Genomic DNA, 17286 nt, shown 5'->3' on the forward strand with positions numbered 1-17286 from the left:
GATGCGGATCGACGTCCTCACCATTTTCCCGGACTACCTGGCGCCGCTGCGACAATCGTTGCCCGGCAAGGCGATCGACGCCGGAATCGTCGAACTCGGCGTTCACGACCTGCGGGACTGGACCCACGACGTGCACCGCTCGGTGGACGACTCGCCGTACGGCGGCGGGCCCGGAATGGTGATGAAGGCGCCGGTCTGGGGCGACGCGCTCGACGAAATCTGCACGCCGGAAACGCTTTTGGTGGTCCCGACGCCGGCCGGCGCGTTGTTCGACCAGCAGACCGCCGCGCGCTGGAGCGCCGAATCGCACCTGGTGTTCGCCTGCGGACGCTACGAAGGCATCGACCAGCGGGTCGCCGACGACGCCGCCACCCGGATGCGGGTCGAGGAGGTCTCCATCGGCGATTATGTGCTCGCCGGGGGAGAGTCGGCCACCCTGGTGATGGTCGAAGCCGTGGTGCGGCTGCTGCCCGAGGTGCTCGGAAACCCCGAATCACACCGCGACGACTCGCATTCGGCGCATGTCGGGGGACTGCTGGAAGGGCCCAGCTACACCCGCCCGCCGAGCTGGCGCGGCCTGGACGTGCCCGCGGTGCTGCTCTCCGGGGACCACGCCCGGATCGCGGCCTGGCGCCACGAGCAGCGGCTGGAGCGCACCCAGGCCCGCCGCCCCGATCTGCTGGATTAAATCTTCCCGCCCGGGAACATGGTCTTCACCACGTCGGTGACGGTCTCGCGGGCGGCGAAGTCGTCGCCGGCCTGCAGCGAGTACACCACCACGACGTAGCGCCGGTCCGCGCCGACCACGCCGGTGGACAGGTGCATCCAGTCCGCCCCGATGCAGCACATCCAGCCCTGCTTGACGGCCACCTGCTCGCCGTAGAGCCCGTCGGGAACGCCGAAGCGCTGCGGGTAGCCGTCCAGCCCGTTGGGCGTGGACCGGGCCAGCGCCCCGATGATGATGTCGCCCCGCTCGCGGGACAGCCCGCCGGCGCCGCGGAGCAGCATGTCGTAGTAGCGGACCAGGTCGCCCGCGGTGGTCAGGGTGTTCCACCACCGGCCATTGGGCGGGCCGAACGTCGACCCCAGTCCGTAGCGGGCGGCCACCCGGCCGATGATCTGGTCCCCGCCGTTGCGGTTCCAGAACTCCTCGGCGGCGTTGTCATCGGAGGAGCGCAGCATCTGCCGCAGTTTCGCGAGGTCGTCGCCGTCCAGGGCGGGGTCGCGCTGCAGCAGGTCGTCGGCGATGAACAGTTTGGCCACCGACGCGGTGGCCAGCGCGCGGGGTGAGCCCGCCGCGACCTGCTGGCCGGTGGTGCGGTCCAACACCAGCACCGTGACCTGCGCGCCCTGATCGGCGGCCTGCGCGACGGCGTCCTGGGCGCGGCTCGGCAGTCCCTCGAGCGCGGCGGTCGGCGGAAGCAGCGACAGATTGGGTAGCGGGGCCTGCGGGGCGGCCAGGTCCTGGCCCGCCGACGCCGGCTCGGCGTAGACCCGGGCCTCGCAGGCGCTGGTGGAGCCCGCGGTCAGAATCGCGACCAGCAGGGCCGAGGTCACCGACGTCATCCGCCGCGCGGTCGCCGTGCGCCGAAGCATCGCTCTCCTTCACCGCGAGTGGATTCCGGGCCGCGGCCCGGGGGCTCGACATCGGCCCTCGTCCCGCTCAGATTAATGTGTCCGGCGGCCTCTGGCGAAGCCGATGCGCTGGCAGCGGCTGTGCCGCCGCTCACGCCGGCGTCCCGGCCCGGGCCGGCGCCGCGGCGCGATTTCACTGGCGGCGCGGCATCTGGCACAATTGAGCAGTTGTCTCCGCCGGCCGGTTCGCGCCGCTCGCGGCGGCAGACCCCCGAATGCCCATCGGCTCGGCGCCGATTCGCCTGATCACCGGCGAACACCGCTGCGCACGAACCGCGAACGCAAGGAAGAGTCACCGATGAACACGCTGGACTTCGTCGACCAGGCGTCGCTGCGCGACGACATCCCGGCCTTCGGCCCCGGCGACACCGTGAACGTGCACGTCAAGGTCATCGAGGGCGCCAAGGAGCGCATCCAGGTGTTCAAGGGCGCCGTCATCCGCCGCCAGGGCGGTGGCATCCGCGAGACGTTCACCGTCCGCAAGGAGAGCTACGGCGTCGGCGTCGAGCGGACCTTCCCGGTGCACTCGCCGAACATCGACCACATCGAGGTGCTCACCCGCGGCGACGTCCGTCGCGCGAAGCTCTACTACCTGCGCGAACTGCGTGGCAAGAAGGCCAAGATCAAGGAAAAGCGCTGAAAGCGCTCGGCCCGCGCCGAGTTGCCCTGATCGCATTCTGATTCCGTGACCGACGCTTCGGAACCGGTAGACCCCGCCTCGGCGGAAGACGAACGCTCCGGCGAGAATCCCGCGCCGAAGAAGAAGCCGTCCGCGACGCGTGAGATCGCCACGCTGGCGGCCATCGCCATCGCGATCTACTGGGTCACCCTGACGTTCGTCGCGCAGCCGTACCTGATCCCGTCGGAGTCCATGCAGCCGACGCTGCACGGCTGCCCCGGCTGCACCGGCGACCGCATCATGGTCGACAAGATGACCTACCGGTTCTCCGATCCGGAGCCCGGCGACGTGGTCGTTTTCCTCGGCCCCCCGAACTGGAACGTCGGCTACAAGTCGATCCGCTCGGAGAATCCGGTGCTGCGCGCCGTGCAGAATGCGCTGTCGGTCTTCAAATTCGTCCCGCCCGATGAGAACGACCTGGTCAAGCGGGTGATCGCGGTCGGAGGGCAGACGGTCGCCTGTCGCGCCGACACCGGGCTGACCGTCGACGGCAAACCGCTGCACGAGCCCTACCTGGACGTCCAGACGATGGGTGTGGATCCGGCCGCACGGCCCTGCCTGGGCAACGAGTTCGGGCCGGTGACGGTGCCCGACGGCAAGCTGTGGGTGATGGGCGACAACCGCACGCACTCCTGGGACTCCCGCGGGCACTGCGAGAACGGGACGGACGTGAACCAGACCGGTGTGTACTGCACCGGCGACCCGGAGTACGGCACCGTTCCGGTGGCCAATGTGATCGGCAAGGCGCGGTTCATCGCCTGGCCGCCGGGCCGCTGGGGTGGTGTCATCACGGTCAACCCGCAGCAGGGGGACTAGTTGCCCAGCTGGCCGCCACGCACGGTGATCCGCCGATCCGGCGGCCTGCGGACGCTGGAGTCGGCGCTCTACCGCAGCGGATTGGGTCCGGTGGCCGGCGTCGACGAGGTCGGGCGGGGCGCCTGCGCGGGACCGCTGGTCGTCGCCGCCTGCGTGCTGGGGCCAGGCCGCCGCGAATCGCTGGCCGCCCTCGACGACTCCAAGAAGCTCGGCGCGGCCGAGCGGGAGCGGCTGTTCCCGCTGATCCAGCGGCACGCGCTGGCCTATCACGTGGTGTACATCGACTCGGTCGAAGTGGACCGGCTCGGCGTGCACGTCGCCAATATCGAGGGCATGCGCCGCGCGGTGGCCGGCCTGACGGTGCGGCCCGGTTACGTGCTGTCCGACGGTTTCCGGGTGCCCGGGTTGGCGGCGCCGTCGCTTCCGGTGATCGGCGGCGACGGGGTGGCGGCCTGCATCGCCGCGGCCAGCGTGCTGGCCAAGGTGAGCCGGGACCGACTGATGTGCGAGCTGGACCGCCGCCGGCCCGGGTACGGGTTCGCCGAGCACAAGGGCTACTGCACGGCCGCGCACACCGCGGCGCTGTCCGAACTCGGCCCGTGCGACGAGCACCGGTATTCCTACGTCAACGTGCGGCGCGCGGCCGCGGAATTCAACGGGCGCCTCGCCGTCGAGGACGCGGCGCGCCCCCGACGGCGTCTGGGCAACGGGTAAGGGACAATGGACGCATGAGCACCGCGAGTCGACGATGCGGGGCGAGGAACGAGCCCTGCGGAGGAGCGAGCGCATGAGCGCTGAGGATCTCGAAAAGTACGAAACCGAGATGGAGCTCTCGCTGTACCGCGAGTACAAGGACATCGTCGGCCAGTTCAGCTACGTCGTGGAGACCGAGCGCCGGTTCTACCTGGCCAACAGCGTCGAGTTGATCCCGCGCAACGCCGACGGCGAGGTGTACTTCGAACTGCGGTTGGCCGACGCCTGGGTGTGGGACATGTACCGGCCCGCCCGTTTCGTCAAGCAGGTGCGGGTGATCACCTTCAAAGACGTCAATATCGAAGAGGTCGAGAAGCCCGAGTTGCGGCTGCCCGAGTAGCGGCGATCAGGGCTGTTCGGGCCGGATCCTGGTGACTCGGCGCACCGAGATACGTTCCGCGCCGCACAGTCGGCAGTCCAGGGTGCGCAACCGCAGGCGCAGGTTGGCCAGGCTCAGCGCGCGCTGGCAGAACGGGTAGTGGCATCCGCAGGACAGGGTGATCCACCAGTGTGCGGCGTGATCTTCGTGTGAGCACAGACCCTTGCAACTGCACAGGATCTCAGGTTCGAACTCCAGGGCTGCCAGCGAGATTTCCAGGTCGGCCGTCGCGATCGTCACGCGGCTCAGGGTAAAGCTGAGGTTGAGAGAAATCGGGGAGGCGCCCCGGAGCGTTGCGATGAACTTTGCGCGCTAGTTTCTCCGCAGACCCCTCCGTCGGCCTGTGGACGAACTCGAAGATGTGGATAACCAGCCCGTCGGAGGCTCAAACCTCCTGCGGGTGAACCATCTCTGTCGCCCCCGGCGCGCACCGTGAGGTCATGACATCTCCGCTGCCCGGCACCCGCACCGAAATCGGCGCGCTCGGTGAGGAACTCGCCGTCGCGCACCTGCAATCCCTCGGCATGGCCATCATCGAGCGTAATTGGCGTTGCCGCTACGGCGAACTCGATGTGATCGCCGAGGAACCTCGCGACTCCGGTTCGCGCACGCTGGTTTTCGTCGAGGTGAAGACCCGCACCGGCGACGGCTACGGCGGCATCCCCTACGCGGTGACCCGCGCGAAACTCCAGCGGCTGCGCCGGCTGGCCGGGCTCTGGCTGGCCGACCAGCCGGGCAGTTGGCCGCGGATCCGCATCGACGTCGTCGGGGTGCGGCTGCGCAGTAGGCGGGCGCCCGAACTGACCCACCTCAAGGGAGTCCGGTGATGACGCTGGGGCGGGCGCACTCGGTCGCGGTGCGCGGACTGCAGGGCGAAATCGTCGAGATCGAAGCCGACCTGTCCCGCGGACTGCCCGGGGTCACCCTGGTGGGCCTGCCGGACGCCGCGGTGCAGGAATCCCGGGACCGGGTCCGCGCCGCGGTCACCAACTGCGGGCAGCGCTGGCCGGACAGCCGGCTGACCTGGGCGCTGTCGCCGGCCACGCTCCGCAAAGCCGGCAGCTCCTACGATGTGGCGCTGGCGATTTCGGCGCTGTACGCCGCCCGGAAACTCCGCTGGCCGCGGTTGGAGAAGACCGTGCTGCTCGGCGAACTCGCGCTCGACGGCCGGATCCGGCCGGTGCGCGGGGTGCTGCCGGCGGTGCTGGCCGCCGCCCGGGAAGGCTGGCAGACCGCGGTGGTCGGCGCCGGCAATCTCGCCGAGGCCAGCCTGGTCGACGGCATCGAGGTGTTGGGCGCACGGACGCTGACCGATCTGCTGCGGTGGCTGGACGGGACCGCCGAACTGCTGCCGCGGCGTGTGTCTGCCGCCCCGGTGGTCACCGACGCCACACCCGATCTGGCTGAGGTCGTCGGACAGACCCAGGCCCGGTTCGCCACCGAGGTGGCCGCCGCCGGGGCGCATCACCTGATGTTCACCGGCCCGCCCGGCGTCGGGAAAACCATGCTGGCGCAGCGACTTCCGGGGCTGTTGCCGCCATTGTCGGACAGCGAGGCGCTGGAGGTCACCGCCATCTACTCGATCGTCGGCCTGCTGGCCGACGACACCCCGCTGATCACCCGGCCGCAGTTCGTCGCGCCGCACCACACCGTGACGGTGGCCGCGTTGGTCGGCGGTGGCGGCGGCGTCGCCCGACCCGGGGCGGTCAGCCGGGCGCACCGCGGGGTGCTGTTCCTCGATGAGTGCGCCGAGGTCGCGCCGGCCGTGCTCGACGCGCTGCGAACCCCCTTGGAGGACGGTGAGGTTCGGCTGGCCCGGGTCGACGGCGTGGCCCGCTACCCGGCCCGGTTCCAGCTGATCCTGGCGGCTAACCCGTGTCCCTGCGCGGCGCCCGACCCGCAGTTGTGCGAGTGCTCCGGCGCGGTCAAACGCCGCTACCTCGGCAAGCTGTCCGGCCCGCTGATGGACCGGGTGGACCTGCAGGTGCAATTGCATCCCGTGGCCGCGCCCGCCATCAGCAGCGAATCGGGGGAGAGCACCGCCGCGGTGCGGGAACGGGTCTGCCGGGCCCGCGACGCGGCGGTGGATCGCTGGCGGGTGCTCGGGGTGCGCACCAACGCCGAGGTGCCCGGTCCGGTGTTGCGGCGCAAGTTCCGGCTCACCCGGGACGCGATGTGGCCGTTGAACTCCGCGCTGGACCGCGGGCAGCTCAGCATCCGCGGCGTCGACCGCTGCCTGCGGGTGGCGTGGTCGATCGCGGATCTGGCCGGCAAGAACTCACCGGGCGTCGACGACGTCGCGATAGCGCTCGGCTTCCGCGCCCCGGGGGCGCTGCGATGACCGGGCCTGCCGGCGGGCCGGACGCCACGCTGCGGGCCTGGGCCTATCTGGCACGGGTCGCCGAGCCGCCGTGCCCGGAACTGATCGCGTTCGTCCGTCGGGTGGGTCCGCAGGACGCCGCGCACGCCATCTGGACCGGCGCCGAACCCGAGTCGCTGACCGCGCTGGTGGCCGCGCGCCGCGAAACCGATTGCTCGGGAGCGGATCTGGACCTGCTGGCCAACCGGGGTGGCCGCCTGCTGACCTTCGACGACGACGAGTGGCCCGCGGTGGCGCTCGCGTCGTTTCGCGCTGGCGCCGCGAACGCCAAGCGTGAGGCGAACGCGCCGCTGGCGCTGTGGCTGCTGGGCCCCGCGCGGCTGGACCAGGTGGCCGAGCGCGCGGTGACCATGGTCGGCACCCGGGCGGCCACCTGCTACGGCGAGCAGGTCGCCGGGGACCTCACCGTCGGGGTGGTCGACCGTGACTTCGCGGTGGTGTCCGGCGGCGCGTACGGGATCGACGCGGCGGCGCACCGGGCGGCGCTCGCCGTCGACGGCGTCACCGCGGCGGTGCTGGCCTGCGGCATCGACGTGCCGTACCCGGCCGGGCATTCGGCGCTGCTGCACCGGATTTCGCAACGCGGGCTGCTGGTGACGGAGTACCCACCCGGTGTGCGGCCCGCGCGGTACCGGTTCCTGACCCGCAACCGGCTGGCCGCGGCGTTGAGCCGGACCACGGTGGTGGTCGAGGCGGGACTGCGCAGCGGCGCGGCCAACACCGCGGCGTGGGCCAGGATGCTGGGCCGCGGGGTCTGCGCGGTCCCGGGCCCGGTCACTTCGGCCGCCTCGGCCGGCTGCCACGAGATGCTGCGCAACGGTGAGGCCGAACTGGTCACCCGCGCCGAGCACGTCATCGAACTGGCCGGGCGGTGCGGGGAATTGGCGGAGGAGCCTGAGCATCCGGCGACCGTGCTGGACCACCTGACTCCGCTCCAGCAGCGGGTGTACGAGGCGCTGCCCGGCCGCGGCGCGGCCACCGTCGAGCAGATCGCGCTGGGGGCGGCGCTGCCGCCGGAGCAGGTGCTGGGTCCGCTGGCCCTGCTGGAACTCAGTGGCCTCGCCGAAAGCCGGGACGGCCGCTGGCGCATCCGGCGTGAGCGCGGACTCGATCGTGGCGGAGGAGATGGCCGATCAGCAACTTGACGCTCAGCACCGGCGCCACCCACGCGAGCGCCGCCGGGACGGGGACGACCGACACCGCGACGGTGATGACGGTGGCGGCGCAGGCGAACGCCACCGGCCGGCGCAGCTTCGCCGGGACGGCCTCGATCAGGACCGCGGAGCCCAGCTGGATCGCGTACAGCGCGCCGGCCGCCGGCCAGCTCAGCTCGGGTGTGATCAGCGCCAGCACCGGCAGATGCGCGTGCCCGGCCACGAACAGCAGCCGGCCGCGCGGACCGCCGGCGTGAAACCGCGTCGACGCCGACGGCAGCACATTGACGACCACCCCGCCGAACAGGTCGAACCCGATCACCGTCAGCGCCACAATGAGCAGCGCCGACCCGCCGTGGGTGGCCGCGACGCCGGCGCCCAGGGCGGCGCCGATGAGCGCGGCCGCCCAGCCCACGGCGCGTTCGCCCCGCGACGCCTCGGGCGGCATCAGGACGGTGGACACCCGGGTGGCCCAGCCGCGCCCGGGCTCCGACTGCGGTGTGGCCATGGGGCCTCTCTTGGTTGACGTCGAAACGGCTGTCAACCAGGGTGGCACGTGGCCGGGTTCAGCGGCAGCAGTAGCCGCCGTCGATGGGCAGCGACACCCCGGTGATCATCGCGGCGTCGTCGCTGAGCAGGAAGACGATGGGCGCGGCGATCTCGTCCTCGGTCGCCCAGCGGCGCAGCGGCATCTGGGACAGGAACGGCTCGGCGATCTCGGGCCGGCCCCAGTAGAACGCCGACATCTCGGTCATCACCACCGTCGGGTTGACGCTGTTCACGCGGATGTTGTGCGGCCCCAGCTCGAGGGCGGAGACCCGGGTGATGTTGTCCAGCGCGGCCTTTGAGGATCCGTAGGAGATGTGCCCGGGCAGCGCCACCAGGCTGGCCTGGCTGGACACGTTGACGATCGACCCGCCGCCGGCGGTGATCATGGCGGGCGCGACGTGCTTGATGACCAGCAGGCTGCCGCGGGCGTTGACGTTGATCACCTTGTCGAACACGTCGATGTCGGTGTCCTGCGGAGTGGCGATCTCGCCGCCGAACCCCGCGCAGTTCACCACGCCCCACAGTGACAGACCACCGACCGCGTCGCGGATCTCGTCTTCGCTGCCCAGGTCGAAGGCCAGGGTCTGCGCGCCGGTCTCCTCGGCGAGCGCGGCCAGGCCGTCGGCGGATCGCCCGGTGGCGATCACCTCCGCCCCCTCGGCGATGAGCCGTCGCACGGTGGCCGCGCCGATGCCTCCCGTCGCGCCGGTCACCAGCACCGTGCGGCCGTCGAAACGCGCCATGTCGTACCTCTCGTTCGGGTTGAAGAAAATGGGTGTCCAGGCACCGTATGTCATCGATGACATGGTTGAAAAAACCTGGTTGAACTTTTCATGACATCGGTGACATGATTTGGCGGTGCCGAACGCGGACCGCCCGGGAGCGCCGACCTGCTTTGCCGAAACGATCGCGGCGCTGACCGAACGCGCCGCCGCGCTGGCCGCCTCCGGCAGCCGCCGCCTGCTGGGGATCACCGGGCCGCCGGGGGCGGGCAAATCCACCGTCTGCGCCGCCATGATCGAAGCGTTGGGCGAACGCGCCGCGCTGATCGGCATGGACGCCTTCCATCTGTCCAACGAGCAGCTGATCAGGCTCGGGCGCCGCGACCGCAAGGGCGCTCCGGACACCTTCGACGTGGACGGCTACGTGGCCCTGCTGCGGCGGGCGCGCGCCGAAGCCGACCGCACCGTCTATGCGCCGCGGTTCGACCGGGGGATCGAGGAGTCGATCTGCGCCGCGGTGGCGATCGAGCCGCAGGTTTCGCTGGTGATCACCGAGTGCAACTACCTGCTGATGCCCGACGGCGGCTGGCAGGACGTGCGGCCGGCCCTCGATGAGGTCTGGTGCCTCGAGGTGTCCGAACAACTCACCCGGCAGCGGGTGGTCGCGCGGCGGCAGAGCTTCGGAACCCCGCCGGCGCAGGCCCGCGCGGTGACCGAGCAGGTCGATGTGCGCAATGCCGGTCTGGTCGCCGCCCACCGCGAGCGCGCCGACCTGATCGTGACCGTCCCCGACGACCCGGCCGCGGTGGCCGGCCACCCCAAGGAGCCCCAATGACGACAGCCCGCGCCTTCGCCGTGTCGGGACTGCTGTTCGACTGCGACGGCGTGTTGGTCGACTCGCTCACCGCCGCCGGCCACGCCTGGAACGAGTGGGCCGCTACCTGGAAACCCGACTTCGAGTTCCACCGCGATGTCGAGCACGGCCGCCGGCTCGACGACTACGTCGTCGAACTCATCGGCCCCGAGCACGCCGAACAGGCCATCGCCGAACTCGAGGAACTTGAGCGCCGGCACGCCGCCGAGGTGCGGCCGATCCCCGGCGCCCGGGAACTGCTGGCCGGTCTGCCGCCCGGTTCGTGGGCGGTCGCCACCTCGGGCACCAGGGAAATCGCCACCGCCCGGCTGACCTCGGCCGGCCTGCCGATGCCCGAGGTGCTGGTCGCAGCTGAGGATGTCTCGAAGGGCAAACCCGAGCCGGACCCGTACCTCACCGCCGCGCGGCGCCTCGGCATCCCCGCTCAGCGCTGCGCTGTCTTCGAGGACGCCCCGGCCGGCGTCACGGCCGCCCGCCGCGCCGGCGTCCGCGCCGTGGTCGGCGTCGGCGCGACGTCCGGGGGAGAAGCCGACGCGGTCATCGCCGACCTGCGCGGCGTCGGATTCGACGGCGCCGAACTGAGGCTGCCGGACCGCCGATGACCACCATGGCGGATGTGGCGCGGTTGGCCGGGGTGAGCGCCAAGACGGTGTCGCGGGTGTACAACGACGACCCGCACGTCGACCCCGGCACGCGGGAGCGGGTGCGCGCCGCCATCGACGAACTCGGCTACGTGCCGAACACCCTGGCCCGGACATTCCGCACCGGTGAGCCGGCGGCCGTCGGCCTGGCGGTGCCCGACATCTCCGACCCGTTCTTCGCCGCCATCGCCCACGCGGTGGAGGCCGAGGCGAACCGGCGCGGCATGGCCGTGGTGATGACCAGCACCGGGTTGGACCCCGCCGACGAGCGGCGCCGGGTGGAAGCGCTGCTGCGCCGCCAACTGTCCGGGCTGATCCTCGCGCCGACCGCCGACGACCACCGCTACCTCGAGCCCTGGGCGCAGCGGGTTCCGGTGGTCTTCGTCGACCGGGCGCCCCGGCGGCTGGCCGCCGACCACTTCCTCGACGACGACCGCGGCGGCGCCGCTGCGGCCACCGAGCATCTGCTGGACCTGGGTCACCGGCGCATCGCGTTCATCGGTGACTCCGAGCTGCTGCCGACCATCGCCAACCGGTTGGAGGGATACCGAAAAGCGCTGGCGGAAAAAGGGATTGGCGACGACGAGACCCTGGTGGTGATGGGCGTCGACGACCGGCCGGGGGCCCGGTCGGCGTTGCGTGAGCTGATGGCGTTGCCCGAACCGCCGACCGCGCTGTTCCTGGCGAACGCTCGGGCCTCGATCGCCTGCGTGCCGGCGCTACGCGACCTGGGTGTCGCGGGGCTGTCGCTGATTGGGTTCGGTGATTTCCCGATGGCCGACGCGCTGGACCCGGCGTTGACGGTGATCGACCAGAACCCCGCGAAGCTCGGCGGACTCGCGATCGCTCGGGTGCTGGACCGGATCGATCACCCGGGCCGTCGTTTCCGCCGCGGCAATGTCGAACCGGTGCGGTTGATCGAGCGCGCCTCCTGCCGGCGGGTGGGTCAGGACTGAGGTTCGGTCAGCGCCCGCACCGCCGGTGTGAACATGGTGTTCTTGATCGCCCCGAGCGTGCCGCGATCCTTGCCCCGCAGCACGGTCAGCAATTCGATTGCCGCCGAGGTGATCTCGTTCTCGGCGGCGGTGGCGTCGACGATCCCGAAGGCCACCGCGTCCGGCCCGGCGAAGCGCCGCCCGGTCGTCATCGCGGCGACCGCGGTCTGCGGGGTGAACTTGGCCTGCAGCAGCGCGGCCATGCCGGGGGTGAACGGGATGCGGATGTCGGCCTCCGGCAGGCAGAAGAACCCGCGGTCGGCGCGCATCACCCGGAAATCGTGCGCCATGGCCAGCATGGCCCCGGCGCCGAAGGCGTGCCCGACGACGGCGGCGGCGGTCGGCATCGGGAAGGTCAGCACCCGGGCGAACAGCGCGTGCACGCGGTCGACGTAACTCGCGGTCTGGTCCCCGTGGGCCATCAGCCACTCCAGATCCAGCCCGTTGGAGTAGAACTTTCCGTCGGCTGTGGTGACCAGGGCCTGCGCGTCGCCGTCGAGCACCCGGTCCAACGCGGCGTTGGCGTCGTCCAAAAATGTTGGCGAGAAACGGTTCTCGTCGGCGCCCAGGTTCAACACCGCGATCTGGTCTGCGATTTCGAGATGTACGGTCATGAGCTCTCCTCTGATTGGCGGGTTGTGGTGTCGGACGGAGGTTTTCGTCGGCGCGGCGGCGGCCCGACATCGAGCACCGCGGTGACCGCCGCGCGCAGCGCCAGCCGCGCGGTGGGGTCGGCCAGCCGGTTGCGGCGCAGCACCAGCGCGGTGGGCAGATCGACCACGCAACTGGTGATCACCGCCACCGCCGCCGCGTCGCGGCGATCCCACATCGCCGTCGCCAGCCGGATCAGCAGTCCGGTCAGCTCGCCGTTGAGATCGCGCAGCTGCGCGGCGATGTCGTCGGGCACGTCGGCGGCGAGCACTTCCTCGCGGCGGACCGTCAGCAGCAGGGCCGCAGCGGCGGGATGCGCGTCGGCGAAAGCCACCGGCGCGTCGGCCGCCGCCGCGACGGCGTCGGCGCCCGCGCCGCGGGACAGCGCCTCGGCGCCCGCGCCGCGGGACAGGGCGGCGTCGACGAGCGCGGACTGGCAGGCCAGGAACCGCCGCCCGGCCCGCAGCCAGGTGCGGGCCAACAGCGCTGCCCGGGAGCCGAACTCGTGGTACAGCGCGCCGTTGGACACTCCGGTGGCGGCGCTGACCGCGCGGATCGACACCCCGGCCGCGCCGCGGGCGCAGACCAGCGCCTCCACCGCGTCGAGGATGTCGTCGGGGTCATGCACCCGGGGCCGCGCCACCCCCGAATCGTAACAGAGCGAACGCTCCGTAACTCGCGGCGTGCCGCCTCGGACGCGCCAATCCGGGCGCCCCCGCTCGTATAGTCGGTGCAATGGCCCCTCGCCCCCTGCACAGCTTCACCGTGGTCCGCACCGAGCGCCTCGCACAGCACATGGTGCGCGTCGTGCTCGGGGGCGCCGGATTCGACACCTTCACGCCCAACGCCTACACCGACGCCTACGTGAAGCTGGTGTTCGTCGGCGACGACGTCGACGTCGACGCGCTGCCGCAGCCGCTGACCAACGACAGCCTCACCGGCCTGCCCGCCGAACAGCAGCCCCCGGTGCGCACCTACACCGTCCGCCGCGCCGACCCGGCCGCCCGCGAGCTGACCATCGACTTCGTCACCCACGGCGACGTCGGCGTGGCCGGGGCCTGGGCGGCGACCGCCACCCCCGGCGACCGGATCTTCGTGATGGGCCCGTCCGGCGCCTACGCCCCCGATCCCGACGCCGACTGGCACCTGATCGCCGGCGACGAAGCGGCGCTGCCGGCGATCAGCGCCGCAGTGGAAGCGTTGCCGGCCGACGCGGTGGGGAAAGTGTTCATCGAGGTCGCCGGCGAAGACGACGTGCTCGAACTGACCGCGCCCGACGGCGTCGAGGTGCGGTGGGTGTTCCGCGGTGGCCGTGCCGACCTGGTCGGCGATGACCGCGCCGGCGACAACGCCCCGCTGATCGAGGCGGTGCGGTCCGCGGACTGGCTGCCCGGCCAGGTCCAGGTGTTCATCCACGGCGAAGCGCAGGCGGTGATGATGCACCTGCGGCGCTACGTCCGCAAAGAGCGCGGCGTCCCGGCGAAGTGGGCGTCGTCGATCTCCGGTTACTGGCGTCGCGGCCGCACCGAGGAGACGTTCCGGCAGTGGAAACGCGAACTCGCCGCGGCCGAGAGCGGCGATCCGTCCTGACCTCTGGCACGGTGGAGGTGTGCACCCGTCGCTGACCGGCGTCCTGGAGGACTTCGCCGAATACCTCGACCTCGAGCGCGGCCGCTCGGCGCACACCCGTCGGGCTTACCTGGGCGACCTTCAGTCGCTGCTGGACTTTCTGGAACGACGGACCCCCGGCGCCGATCTGGGCGCGCTGTCACTGCCGGTGCTGCGCGCCTGGCTGGCCGAACAGGCCGCCGCCGGCGCCGCCCGCACCACGCTGGCCCGGCGCACCTCGGCGGTCAAGACCTTCACCGCCTGGGCGCTGCGCCGGGGTCTGCTGCCGGTGGACCCGGCGGTCCGGCTGGCGCTGCCCAAAGCGCACCGGACCCTGCCCGCGGTGCTGCGCGCCGACCAGGCGCTGGAGGCGATGGCCGCGGCCAAGACCGGCGCCGAGCAGGGCGATCCGCTGGCGCTGCGCGATCGCCTCATTGTGGAACTGCTGTACGCCACCGGCATCCGGGTCAGTGAGCTGTGCGGCCTCGACGTCGATGACATCGACGTCGGCTCGCGGGTGCTGCGGGTGCTGGGCAAGGGCGGCAAACAGCGCACGGTGCCGTTCGGCGAACCCGCCGAGGACGCGCTGCGGGCCTGGCTCGACCACGGCCGCGCGGCGCTGGCCGCGCCGAACTCCGGGGCCGCGCTGCTGCTCGGCGCGCGTGGCGGGCGCCTCGACCCCCGCCAGGCACGGACCGTGGTGCACCAGAGTGTCTCGGCGGTCCCCGGGGCGCCGGACATCGGGCCGCACGGGCTGCGGCACAGCGCGGCCACCCACCTGCTCGAAGGCGGCGCGGACCTGCGGATGGTGCAGGAACTGCTCGGGCACTCCACGCTGGCCACCACCCAGCTCTACACCCACGTCACCGTCGCGCGGTTGCGCGCCGTGCACGACCAGGCGCACCCGCGAGCATGAGCGCATGAGCACGACCAGGAACACCGTGGCCCTGCCCTGGGGCGAGGTCAGCTACCTGGAGTGGGACGCTCCGGACCCCGACGCGCCCGTCGTCGTGCTGCTGCACGGCGCGGGAGTCGACAGCGCCGAACTGTCCTGGGGCGCGCTCGCGCCCGGGCTGGCCGCCGCCGGCCACCGGGTGATCGCCCCCGACCATCCGGGGTTCGGCCACAGCCCCGCCCCGCGGTGGCTGATGACCCAAGACCGGCTGGTCGAATACGTCGCCGAGTTCGTCGACGCCCTCGCATTGGCGCGCTACAGCGTCGGCGGATTGTCCCTGGGCGGCGGCATGACGATCGGGCACGTGCTGGCCCGGCCGGAGCGGGTCGACCGGGCCGTGCTGCTGGGCGCCTACGGGATGATGCCGCGGCTGTCCGACGGCGTGCTGTCGCTGCCGCGCCAACTGCTGACCTGGGCCAGTGTGCGCAGTGGCCTGCTGGAGACCGTGACCCGGGTGATGGCCGCCGACGGACGCACCCTGGACTGGAGCATCGCGCAGATCGTCCGCGACCCCGCCGCGCGCACCCCGGAGTTGATGGCGGCGGTGCGGGCCGCCACCCGCAGCGGACACGGTATGGCCGAGTTCGCGCAGTGGCAGCGTGACCAGGTCAAATGGAACCGGCAGGCCTGCGACTACACCCCCGAGCTGCCCCGATTCGCGCGGCCCGCGCTGATCATCCACGGCACCGAGGACACCGGGGTGCCGTGGCGGCGCGCGGTCGCCGCCGCCGAGCTGATCCCCGACGCGACGGCGCTGATCCTGCCCGGGGCCGGGCACTGGGTGCAGCGGGACCGCCCCGCCGAGGTGCTCGCCGCGATGACGGAGTTCCTCAACCCGGCTTGAGCCGGATCTCGGCGTCGGCCAACAGGCCGATCGGGTCGACGTAGTCCGCACGCGCCGACGGACCCCACATCGCGCCCCAATGCAGACAGACCCCGCAGCCCGGATGCCCGGCGATCAGCGCGCCCAGCGGCTGCCCGGCCGCGACGCGCTGCCCGGCGCGGACCGCCGGGCGAACCGGCTCATAGCTGGTGCGCAACCCGCCGGGGTGTTCGACCGACACCAGCGGCCGCCCGGCCAGCGTGCCGGCGAAGACCACCGTGCCGGCGCCCGCGGCCAGCACCGGCTGACCGACCCGGGCGGCCAGATCCACCCCGCGATGCCCGCGCCGCCAGTCCGGCCGGGGCGCGTCGAACACCCGCTGCACCGCCGGCTGCGGCCGCAACGGCCAGGACAGCCGCGGCCCGTCGGCGCCGGCCGGGCCGCAGCACAGCGCCATCGCCACAATCAGAGATATCCCGACGGCGCCCCGCATCCTCTGAGTTCAACGCCCGCGACACCGCCACGCCAGTCAGTCCCGGGGAGGCTGTGCACAACCGGCGATCCGGCGTGGTCAAAGCACCCGTCGCCACGGTGTAAACTCCTGTGTGCGACTCGCTTGCGCGGGTTGACTTCGCGCGCCTGCACCACAGGTCAGTGTCGGTTGGTCCCGAACCGGAGAAATCCAGCCCGGGTCCGGCACGCCGCAGGCGCCAGGGTCCGGTCTCACCCGAGGCACGGATGACAACCGACGAAAAAAGGATATGGCTGACATGGCTGTCGTCACCATGAAGCAGCTGCTGGACAGCGGCGCCCACTTCGGGCACCAGACCCGGCGCTGGAACCCCAAGATGAAGCGGTTCATCTTCACCGACCGCAACGGCATCTACATCATCGATCTGCAGCAGACGCTGACCTACATCGACAAGGCCTACGAGTTCGTCAAGGAGACCGTCGCCCACGGCGGCACCGTGCTCTTTGTCGGCACCAAGAAGCAGGCCCAGGAGTCGATCGCCGAAGAGGCCACCCGCGTTGGCATGCCGTACGTCAACCAGCGCTGGCTCGGCGGCATGCTCACCAACTTCTCCACCGTGCACAAGCGCCTTCAGCGGATGAAGGAGCTGGAGGCCATGGAGCAGACCGGCGGCTTCGAGGGACGCACCAAGAAGGAAATCTTGATGCTGACCCGCGAGAAGAACAAGCTGGAGCGCAGCCTCGGCGGTATCCGCGATATGGCCAAGGTGCCCTCGGCGATCTGGGTCGTCGACACCAACAAGGAGCACCTGGCCGTCAACGAGGCGATCAAGCTGGGCATCCCGGTCATCGCGATCCTGGACACCAACTGCGACCCGGATCAGGTCGACTACCCGATCCCGGCGAACGACGACGCCATCCGCTCGGCCGCGCTGCTGACCAAGGTGATCGCCTCTGCGGTCGCCGAGGGCCTGCAGGCCCGGGCCGGCCAGGCCGCCGGCGACGGCAAGCCCGAAGCCCAGGAGCCGTTGGCCGAGTGGGAGCAGGAACTGCTGGCCGGCGCCACCGCCGCCGCCGGTGGCGACGCCGCCGCTGCCACCGAACCGCCCGCCGACGCGTCCTAGTCGCACCGGTCCCCGGGTGGTCGTGTCGACCCCCGGGGACCTGCGCTGGGCCCACCCCAATCTTTCGAGGAAGAAGT

At 71.7% G+C, this 17286-nt stretch carries 22 protein-coding genes; 15 read left to right on the top strand and 7 right to left on the bottom strand.

The genetic code is table 11. From position 1 onward, the window contains the following. The first annotated feature begins 1 nt into the window (after position 1). Positions 2-688 carry a tRNA (guanosine(37)-N1)-methyltransferase TrmD gene (gene trmD, locus L2Z93_RS05730; protein WP_090585378.1) on the top strand — a complete coding sequence of 229 codons (687 nt, stop codon included), beginning with the start codon at positions 2-4 and terminating at the stop codon, positions 686-688. Here trmD and L2Z93_RS05735 read toward each other — a convergent pair. Beyond that, positions 685-1596 (bottom strand): hypothetical protein, encoded by a 912-nt coding sequence (locus tag L2Z93_RS05735; protein WP_090585376.1) that lies wholly within the window; start codon positions 1594-1596, stop codon positions 685-687. The two genes, trmD and L2Z93_RS05735, sit on opposite strands and share 4 nt — an antisense overlap. Before the next feature lie 337 nt (positions 1597-1933). Between L2Z93_RS05735 and rplS the strand changes: the two genes are divergently transcribed. The 4 genes from rplS to L2Z93_RS05755 all read left to right on the top strand — a co-directional run bounded on the left by rplS (position 1934) and on the right by L2Z93_RS05755 (position 4223). Beyond that, positions 1934-2275, top strand: a complete 342-nt coding sequence (gene rplS / locus L2Z93_RS05740) for a 50S ribosomal protein L19 (RefSeq protein WP_090585373.1) — start codon at positions 1934-1936, stop codon at positions 2273-2275. 45 nt (positions 2276-2320) lie between these two features. Further along, positions 2321-3130, top strand: a complete 810-nt coding sequence (gene lepB, locus L2Z93_RS05745; protein WP_090585371.1) for a signal peptidase I — start codon at positions 2321-2323, stop codon at positions 3128-3130. Next, positions 3131-3844 (top strand): ribonuclease HII, encoded by a 714-nt coding sequence (locus L2Z93_RS05750; protein WP_099541363.1) that lies wholly within the window; start codon positions 3131-3133, stop codon positions 3842-3844. A gap of 73 nt (positions 3845-3917) precedes the next feature. After that, a complete protein-coding gene (locus L2Z93_RS05755) occupies positions 3918-4223 on the top strand; it encodes a DUF2469 domain-containing protein (protein WP_003893809.1) in 306 nt (101 codons plus the stop codon). 6 nt (positions 4224-4229) lie between these two features. Here the strand turns inward: L2Z93_RS05755 and L2Z93_RS05760 are convergent, their stop codons facing one another. Continuing rightward, a complete protein-coding gene (locus L2Z93_RS05760) occupies positions 4230-4502 on the bottom strand; it encodes a hypothetical protein (RefSeq protein WP_234785981.1) in 273 nt (90 codons plus the stop codon). A 200-nt stretch (positions 4503-4702) separates the two neighbouring features. Between L2Z93_RS05760 and L2Z93_RS05765 the strand changes: the two genes are divergently transcribed. From L2Z93_RS05765 to dprA, 3 genes are read left to right on the top strand one after another with little or no spacing between them, the layout of a single operon-like run. Further along, entirely contained in the window at positions 4703-5089 is a 387-nt protein-coding gene (locus L2Z93_RS05765; RefSeq protein ID WP_090585369.1) for a YraN family protein, read from the top strand. Next, positions 5089-6603, top strand: coding sequence for a YifB family Mg chelatase-like AAA ATPase (locus L2Z93_RS05770; protein ID WP_090585367.1), 1515 nt, complete (start codon positions 5089-5091; stop codon positions 6601-6603). The genes L2Z93_RS05765 and L2Z93_RS05770 overlap by 1 nt, the downstream gene beginning before the upstream one ends. Continuing rightward, the gene (dprA, locus tag L2Z93_RS05775) at positions 6600-7787 is read left to right on the top strand and encodes a DNA-processing protein DprA (RefSeq protein WP_090585366.1); all 1188 of its coding nucleotides are present in this window, start codon (positions 6600-6602) and stop codon (positions 7785-7787) included. The genes L2Z93_RS05770 and dprA overlap by 4 nt, the downstream gene beginning before the upstream one ends. On the opposite strand, the gene L2Z93_RS05780 is transcribed toward dprA, so the two are convergent. Both L2Z93_RS05780 and L2Z93_RS05785 read right to left on the bottom strand, forming a co-directional pair. Beyond that, complete coding sequence (locus L2Z93_RS05780) at positions 7693-8304, bottom strand: hypothetical protein (protein WP_090585364.1); 612 nt, start codon at positions 8302-8304, stop codon at positions 7693-7695. The genes dprA and L2Z93_RS05780 overlap by 95 nt on opposite strands. 58 nt (positions 8305-8362) lie before the next feature. Next, positions 8363-9142 (bottom strand): SDR family oxidoreductase, encoded by a 780-nt coding sequence (locus L2Z93_RS05785; protein ID WP_202971903.1) that lies wholly within the window; start codon positions 9140-9142, stop codon positions 8363-8365. A gap of 61 nt (positions 9143-9203) precedes the next feature. Here L2Z93_RS05785 and L2Z93_RS05790 point away from each other — a divergent pair, with 61 nt between their 5' ends. The 3 genes from L2Z93_RS05790 to L2Z93_RS05800 are packed head-to-tail and all read left to right on the top strand — an operon-like array spanning position 9204 to position 11538. Beyond that, positions 9204-9902: a nucleoside/nucleotide kinase family protein gene (locus L2Z93_RS05790; RefSeq protein WP_234785980.1), complete on the top strand. Its 699-nt coding sequence runs from the start codon at positions 9204-9206 to the stop codon at positions 9900-9902. Beyond that, positions 9899-10543: an HAD-IA family hydrolase gene (locus L2Z93_RS05795; protein WP_090585362.1), complete on the top strand. Its 645-nt coding sequence runs from the start codon at positions 9899-9901 to the stop codon at positions 10541-10543. The genes L2Z93_RS05790 and L2Z93_RS05795 overlap by 4 nt, the downstream gene beginning before the upstream one ends. After that, the gene (locus L2Z93_RS05800; RefSeq protein ID WP_090585360.1) at positions 10540-11538 is read left to right on the top strand and encodes a LacI family DNA-binding transcriptional regulator; all 999 of its coding nucleotides are present in this window, start codon (positions 10540-10542) and stop codon (positions 11536-11538) included. Before L2Z93_RS05795 ends, L2Z93_RS05800 begins: the two co-directional genes overlap by 4 nt. Here L2Z93_RS05800 and L2Z93_RS05805 read toward each other — a convergent pair. Both L2Z93_RS05805 and L2Z93_RS05810 read right to left on the bottom strand, forming a co-directional pair. Beyond that, positions 11529-12191: an enoyl-CoA hydratase-related protein gene (locus tag L2Z93_RS05805; protein WP_090585358.1), complete on the bottom strand. Its 663-nt coding sequence runs from the start codon at positions 12189-12191 to the stop codon at positions 11529-11531. The two genes, L2Z93_RS05800 and L2Z93_RS05805, sit on opposite strands and share 10 nt — an antisense overlap. Further along, a complete protein-coding gene (locus L2Z93_RS05810) occupies positions 12188-12871 on the bottom strand; it encodes a helix-turn-helix domain-containing protein (RefSeq protein ID WP_090585356.1) in 684 nt (227 codons plus the stop codon). The genes L2Z93_RS05805 and L2Z93_RS05810 overlap by 4 nt, the downstream gene beginning before the upstream one ends. Positions 12872-12963: 92 nt before the next feature. Between L2Z93_RS05810 and L2Z93_RS05815 the strand changes: the two genes are divergently transcribed. From L2Z93_RS05815 to L2Z93_RS05825, 3 genes are read left to right on the top strand one after another with little or no spacing between them, the layout of a single operon-like run. Continuing rightward, the gene (locus L2Z93_RS05815) at positions 12964-13818 is read left to right on the top strand and encodes a siderophore-interacting protein (protein ID WP_090585354.1); all 855 of its coding nucleotides are present in this window, start codon (positions 12964-12966) and stop codon (positions 13816-13818) included. Positions 13819-13849: 31 nt separating this feature from the next. Next, positions 13850-14752, top strand: coding sequence for a tyrosine recombinase XerC (locus tag L2Z93_RS05820; RefSeq protein WP_090585616.1), 903 nt, complete (start codon positions 13850-13852; stop codon positions 14750-14752). 4 nt (positions 14753-14756) lie between these two features. Then, positions 14757-15635 (top strand): alpha/beta fold hydrolase, encoded by an 879-nt coding sequence (locus L2Z93_RS05825; RefSeq protein WP_090585352.1) that lies wholly within the window; start codon positions 14757-14759, stop codon positions 15633-15635. Here L2Z93_RS05825 and L2Z93_RS05830 read toward each other — a convergent pair. After that, positions 15622-16107, bottom strand: a complete 486-nt coding sequence (locus L2Z93_RS05830) for a M23 family metallopeptidase (RefSeq protein WP_090585350.1) — start codon at positions 16105-16107, stop codon at positions 15622-15624. The two genes, L2Z93_RS05825 and L2Z93_RS05830, sit on opposite strands and share 14 nt — an antisense overlap. Before the next feature lie 277 nt (positions 16108-16384). Between L2Z93_RS05830 and rpsB the strand changes: the two genes are divergently transcribed. Beyond that, entirely contained in the window at positions 16385-17209 is an 825-nt protein-coding gene (rpsB, locus tag L2Z93_RS05835) for a 30S ribosomal protein S2 (RefSeq protein ID WP_090585614.1), read from the top strand. Positions 17210-17286: the final 77 nt, after the last annotated feature.

The organism is Mycolicibacterium brumae, assembly GCF_025215495.1.
GTDB lineage: Bacteria > Actinomycetota > Actinomycetes > Mycobacteriales > Mycobacteriaceae > Mycobacterium > Mycobacterium brumae.

What these genes read in the sequence shown, in the direction of transcription:
- trmD (WP_090585378.1), top strand. Translation starts at nt 2, where the DNA reads ATGCGGATCGACGTCCTCACCATTTTCCCGGACTACCTGGCGCCGCTG.
- L2Z93_RS05735 (WP_090585376.1), bottom strand. Translation starts at nt 1,596, where the DNA reads ATGCTTCGGCGCACGGCGACCGCGCGGCGGATGACGTCGGTGACCTCG.
- rplS (WP_090585373.1), top strand. Translation starts at nt 1,934, where the DNA reads ATGAACACGCTGGACTTCGTCGACCAGGCGTCGCTGCGCGACGACATC.
- L2Z93_RS05755 (WP_003893809.1), top strand. Translation starts at nt 3,918, where the DNA reads ATGAGCGCTGAGGATCTCGAAAAGTACGAAACCGAGATGGAGCTCTCG.
- L2Z93_RS05765 (WP_090585369.1), top strand. Translation starts at nt 4,703, where the DNA reads ATGACATCTCCGCTGCCCGGCACCCGCACCGAAATCGGCGCGCTCGGT.
- L2Z93_RS05770 (WP_090585367.1), top strand. Translation starts at nt 5,089, where the DNA reads ATGACGCTGGGGCGGGCGCACTCGGTCGCGGTGCGCGGACTGCAGGGC.
- dprA (WP_090585366.1), top strand. Translation starts at nt 6,600, where the DNA reads ATGACCGGGCCTGCCGGCGGGCCGGACGCCACGCTGCGGGCCTGGGCC.
- L2Z93_RS05780 (WP_090585364.1), bottom strand. Translation starts at nt 8,304, where the DNA reads ATGGCCACACCGCAGTCGGAGCCCGGGCGCGGCTGGGCCACCCGGGTG.
- L2Z93_RS05785 (WP_202971903.1), bottom strand. Translation starts at nt 9,142, where the DNA reads ATGACATACGGTGCCTGGACACCCATTTTCTTCAACCCGAACGAGAGG.
- L2Z93_RS05795 (WP_090585362.1), top strand. Translation starts at nt 9,899, where the DNA reads ATGACGACAGCCCGCGCCTTCGCCGTGTCGGGACTGCTGTTCGACTGC.
- L2Z93_RS05800 (WP_090585360.1), top strand. Translation starts at nt 10,540, where the DNA reads ATGACCACCATGGCGGATGTGGCGCGGTTGGCCGGGGTGAGCGCCAAG.
- L2Z93_RS05805 (WP_090585358.1), bottom strand. Translation starts at nt 12,191, where the DNA reads ATGACCGTACATCTCGAAATCGCAGACCAGATCGCGGTGTTGAACCTG.
- L2Z93_RS05815 (WP_090585354.1), top strand. Translation starts at nt 12,964, where the DNA reads ATGGCCCCTCGCCCCCTGCACAGCTTCACCGTGGTCCGCACCGAGCGC.
- L2Z93_RS05825 (WP_090585352.1), top strand. Translation starts at nt 14,757, where the DNA reads ATGAGCACGACCAGGAACACCGTGGCCCTGCCCTGGGGCGAGGTCAGC.
- L2Z93_RS05830 (WP_090585350.1), bottom strand. Translation starts at nt 16,107, where the DNA reads ATGCGGGGCGCCGTCGGGATATCTCTGATTGTGGCGATGGCGCTGTGC.
- rpsB (WP_090585614.1), top strand. Translation starts at nt 16,385, where the DNA reads ATGGCTGTCGTCACCATGAAGCAGCTGCTGGACAGCGGCGCCCACTTC.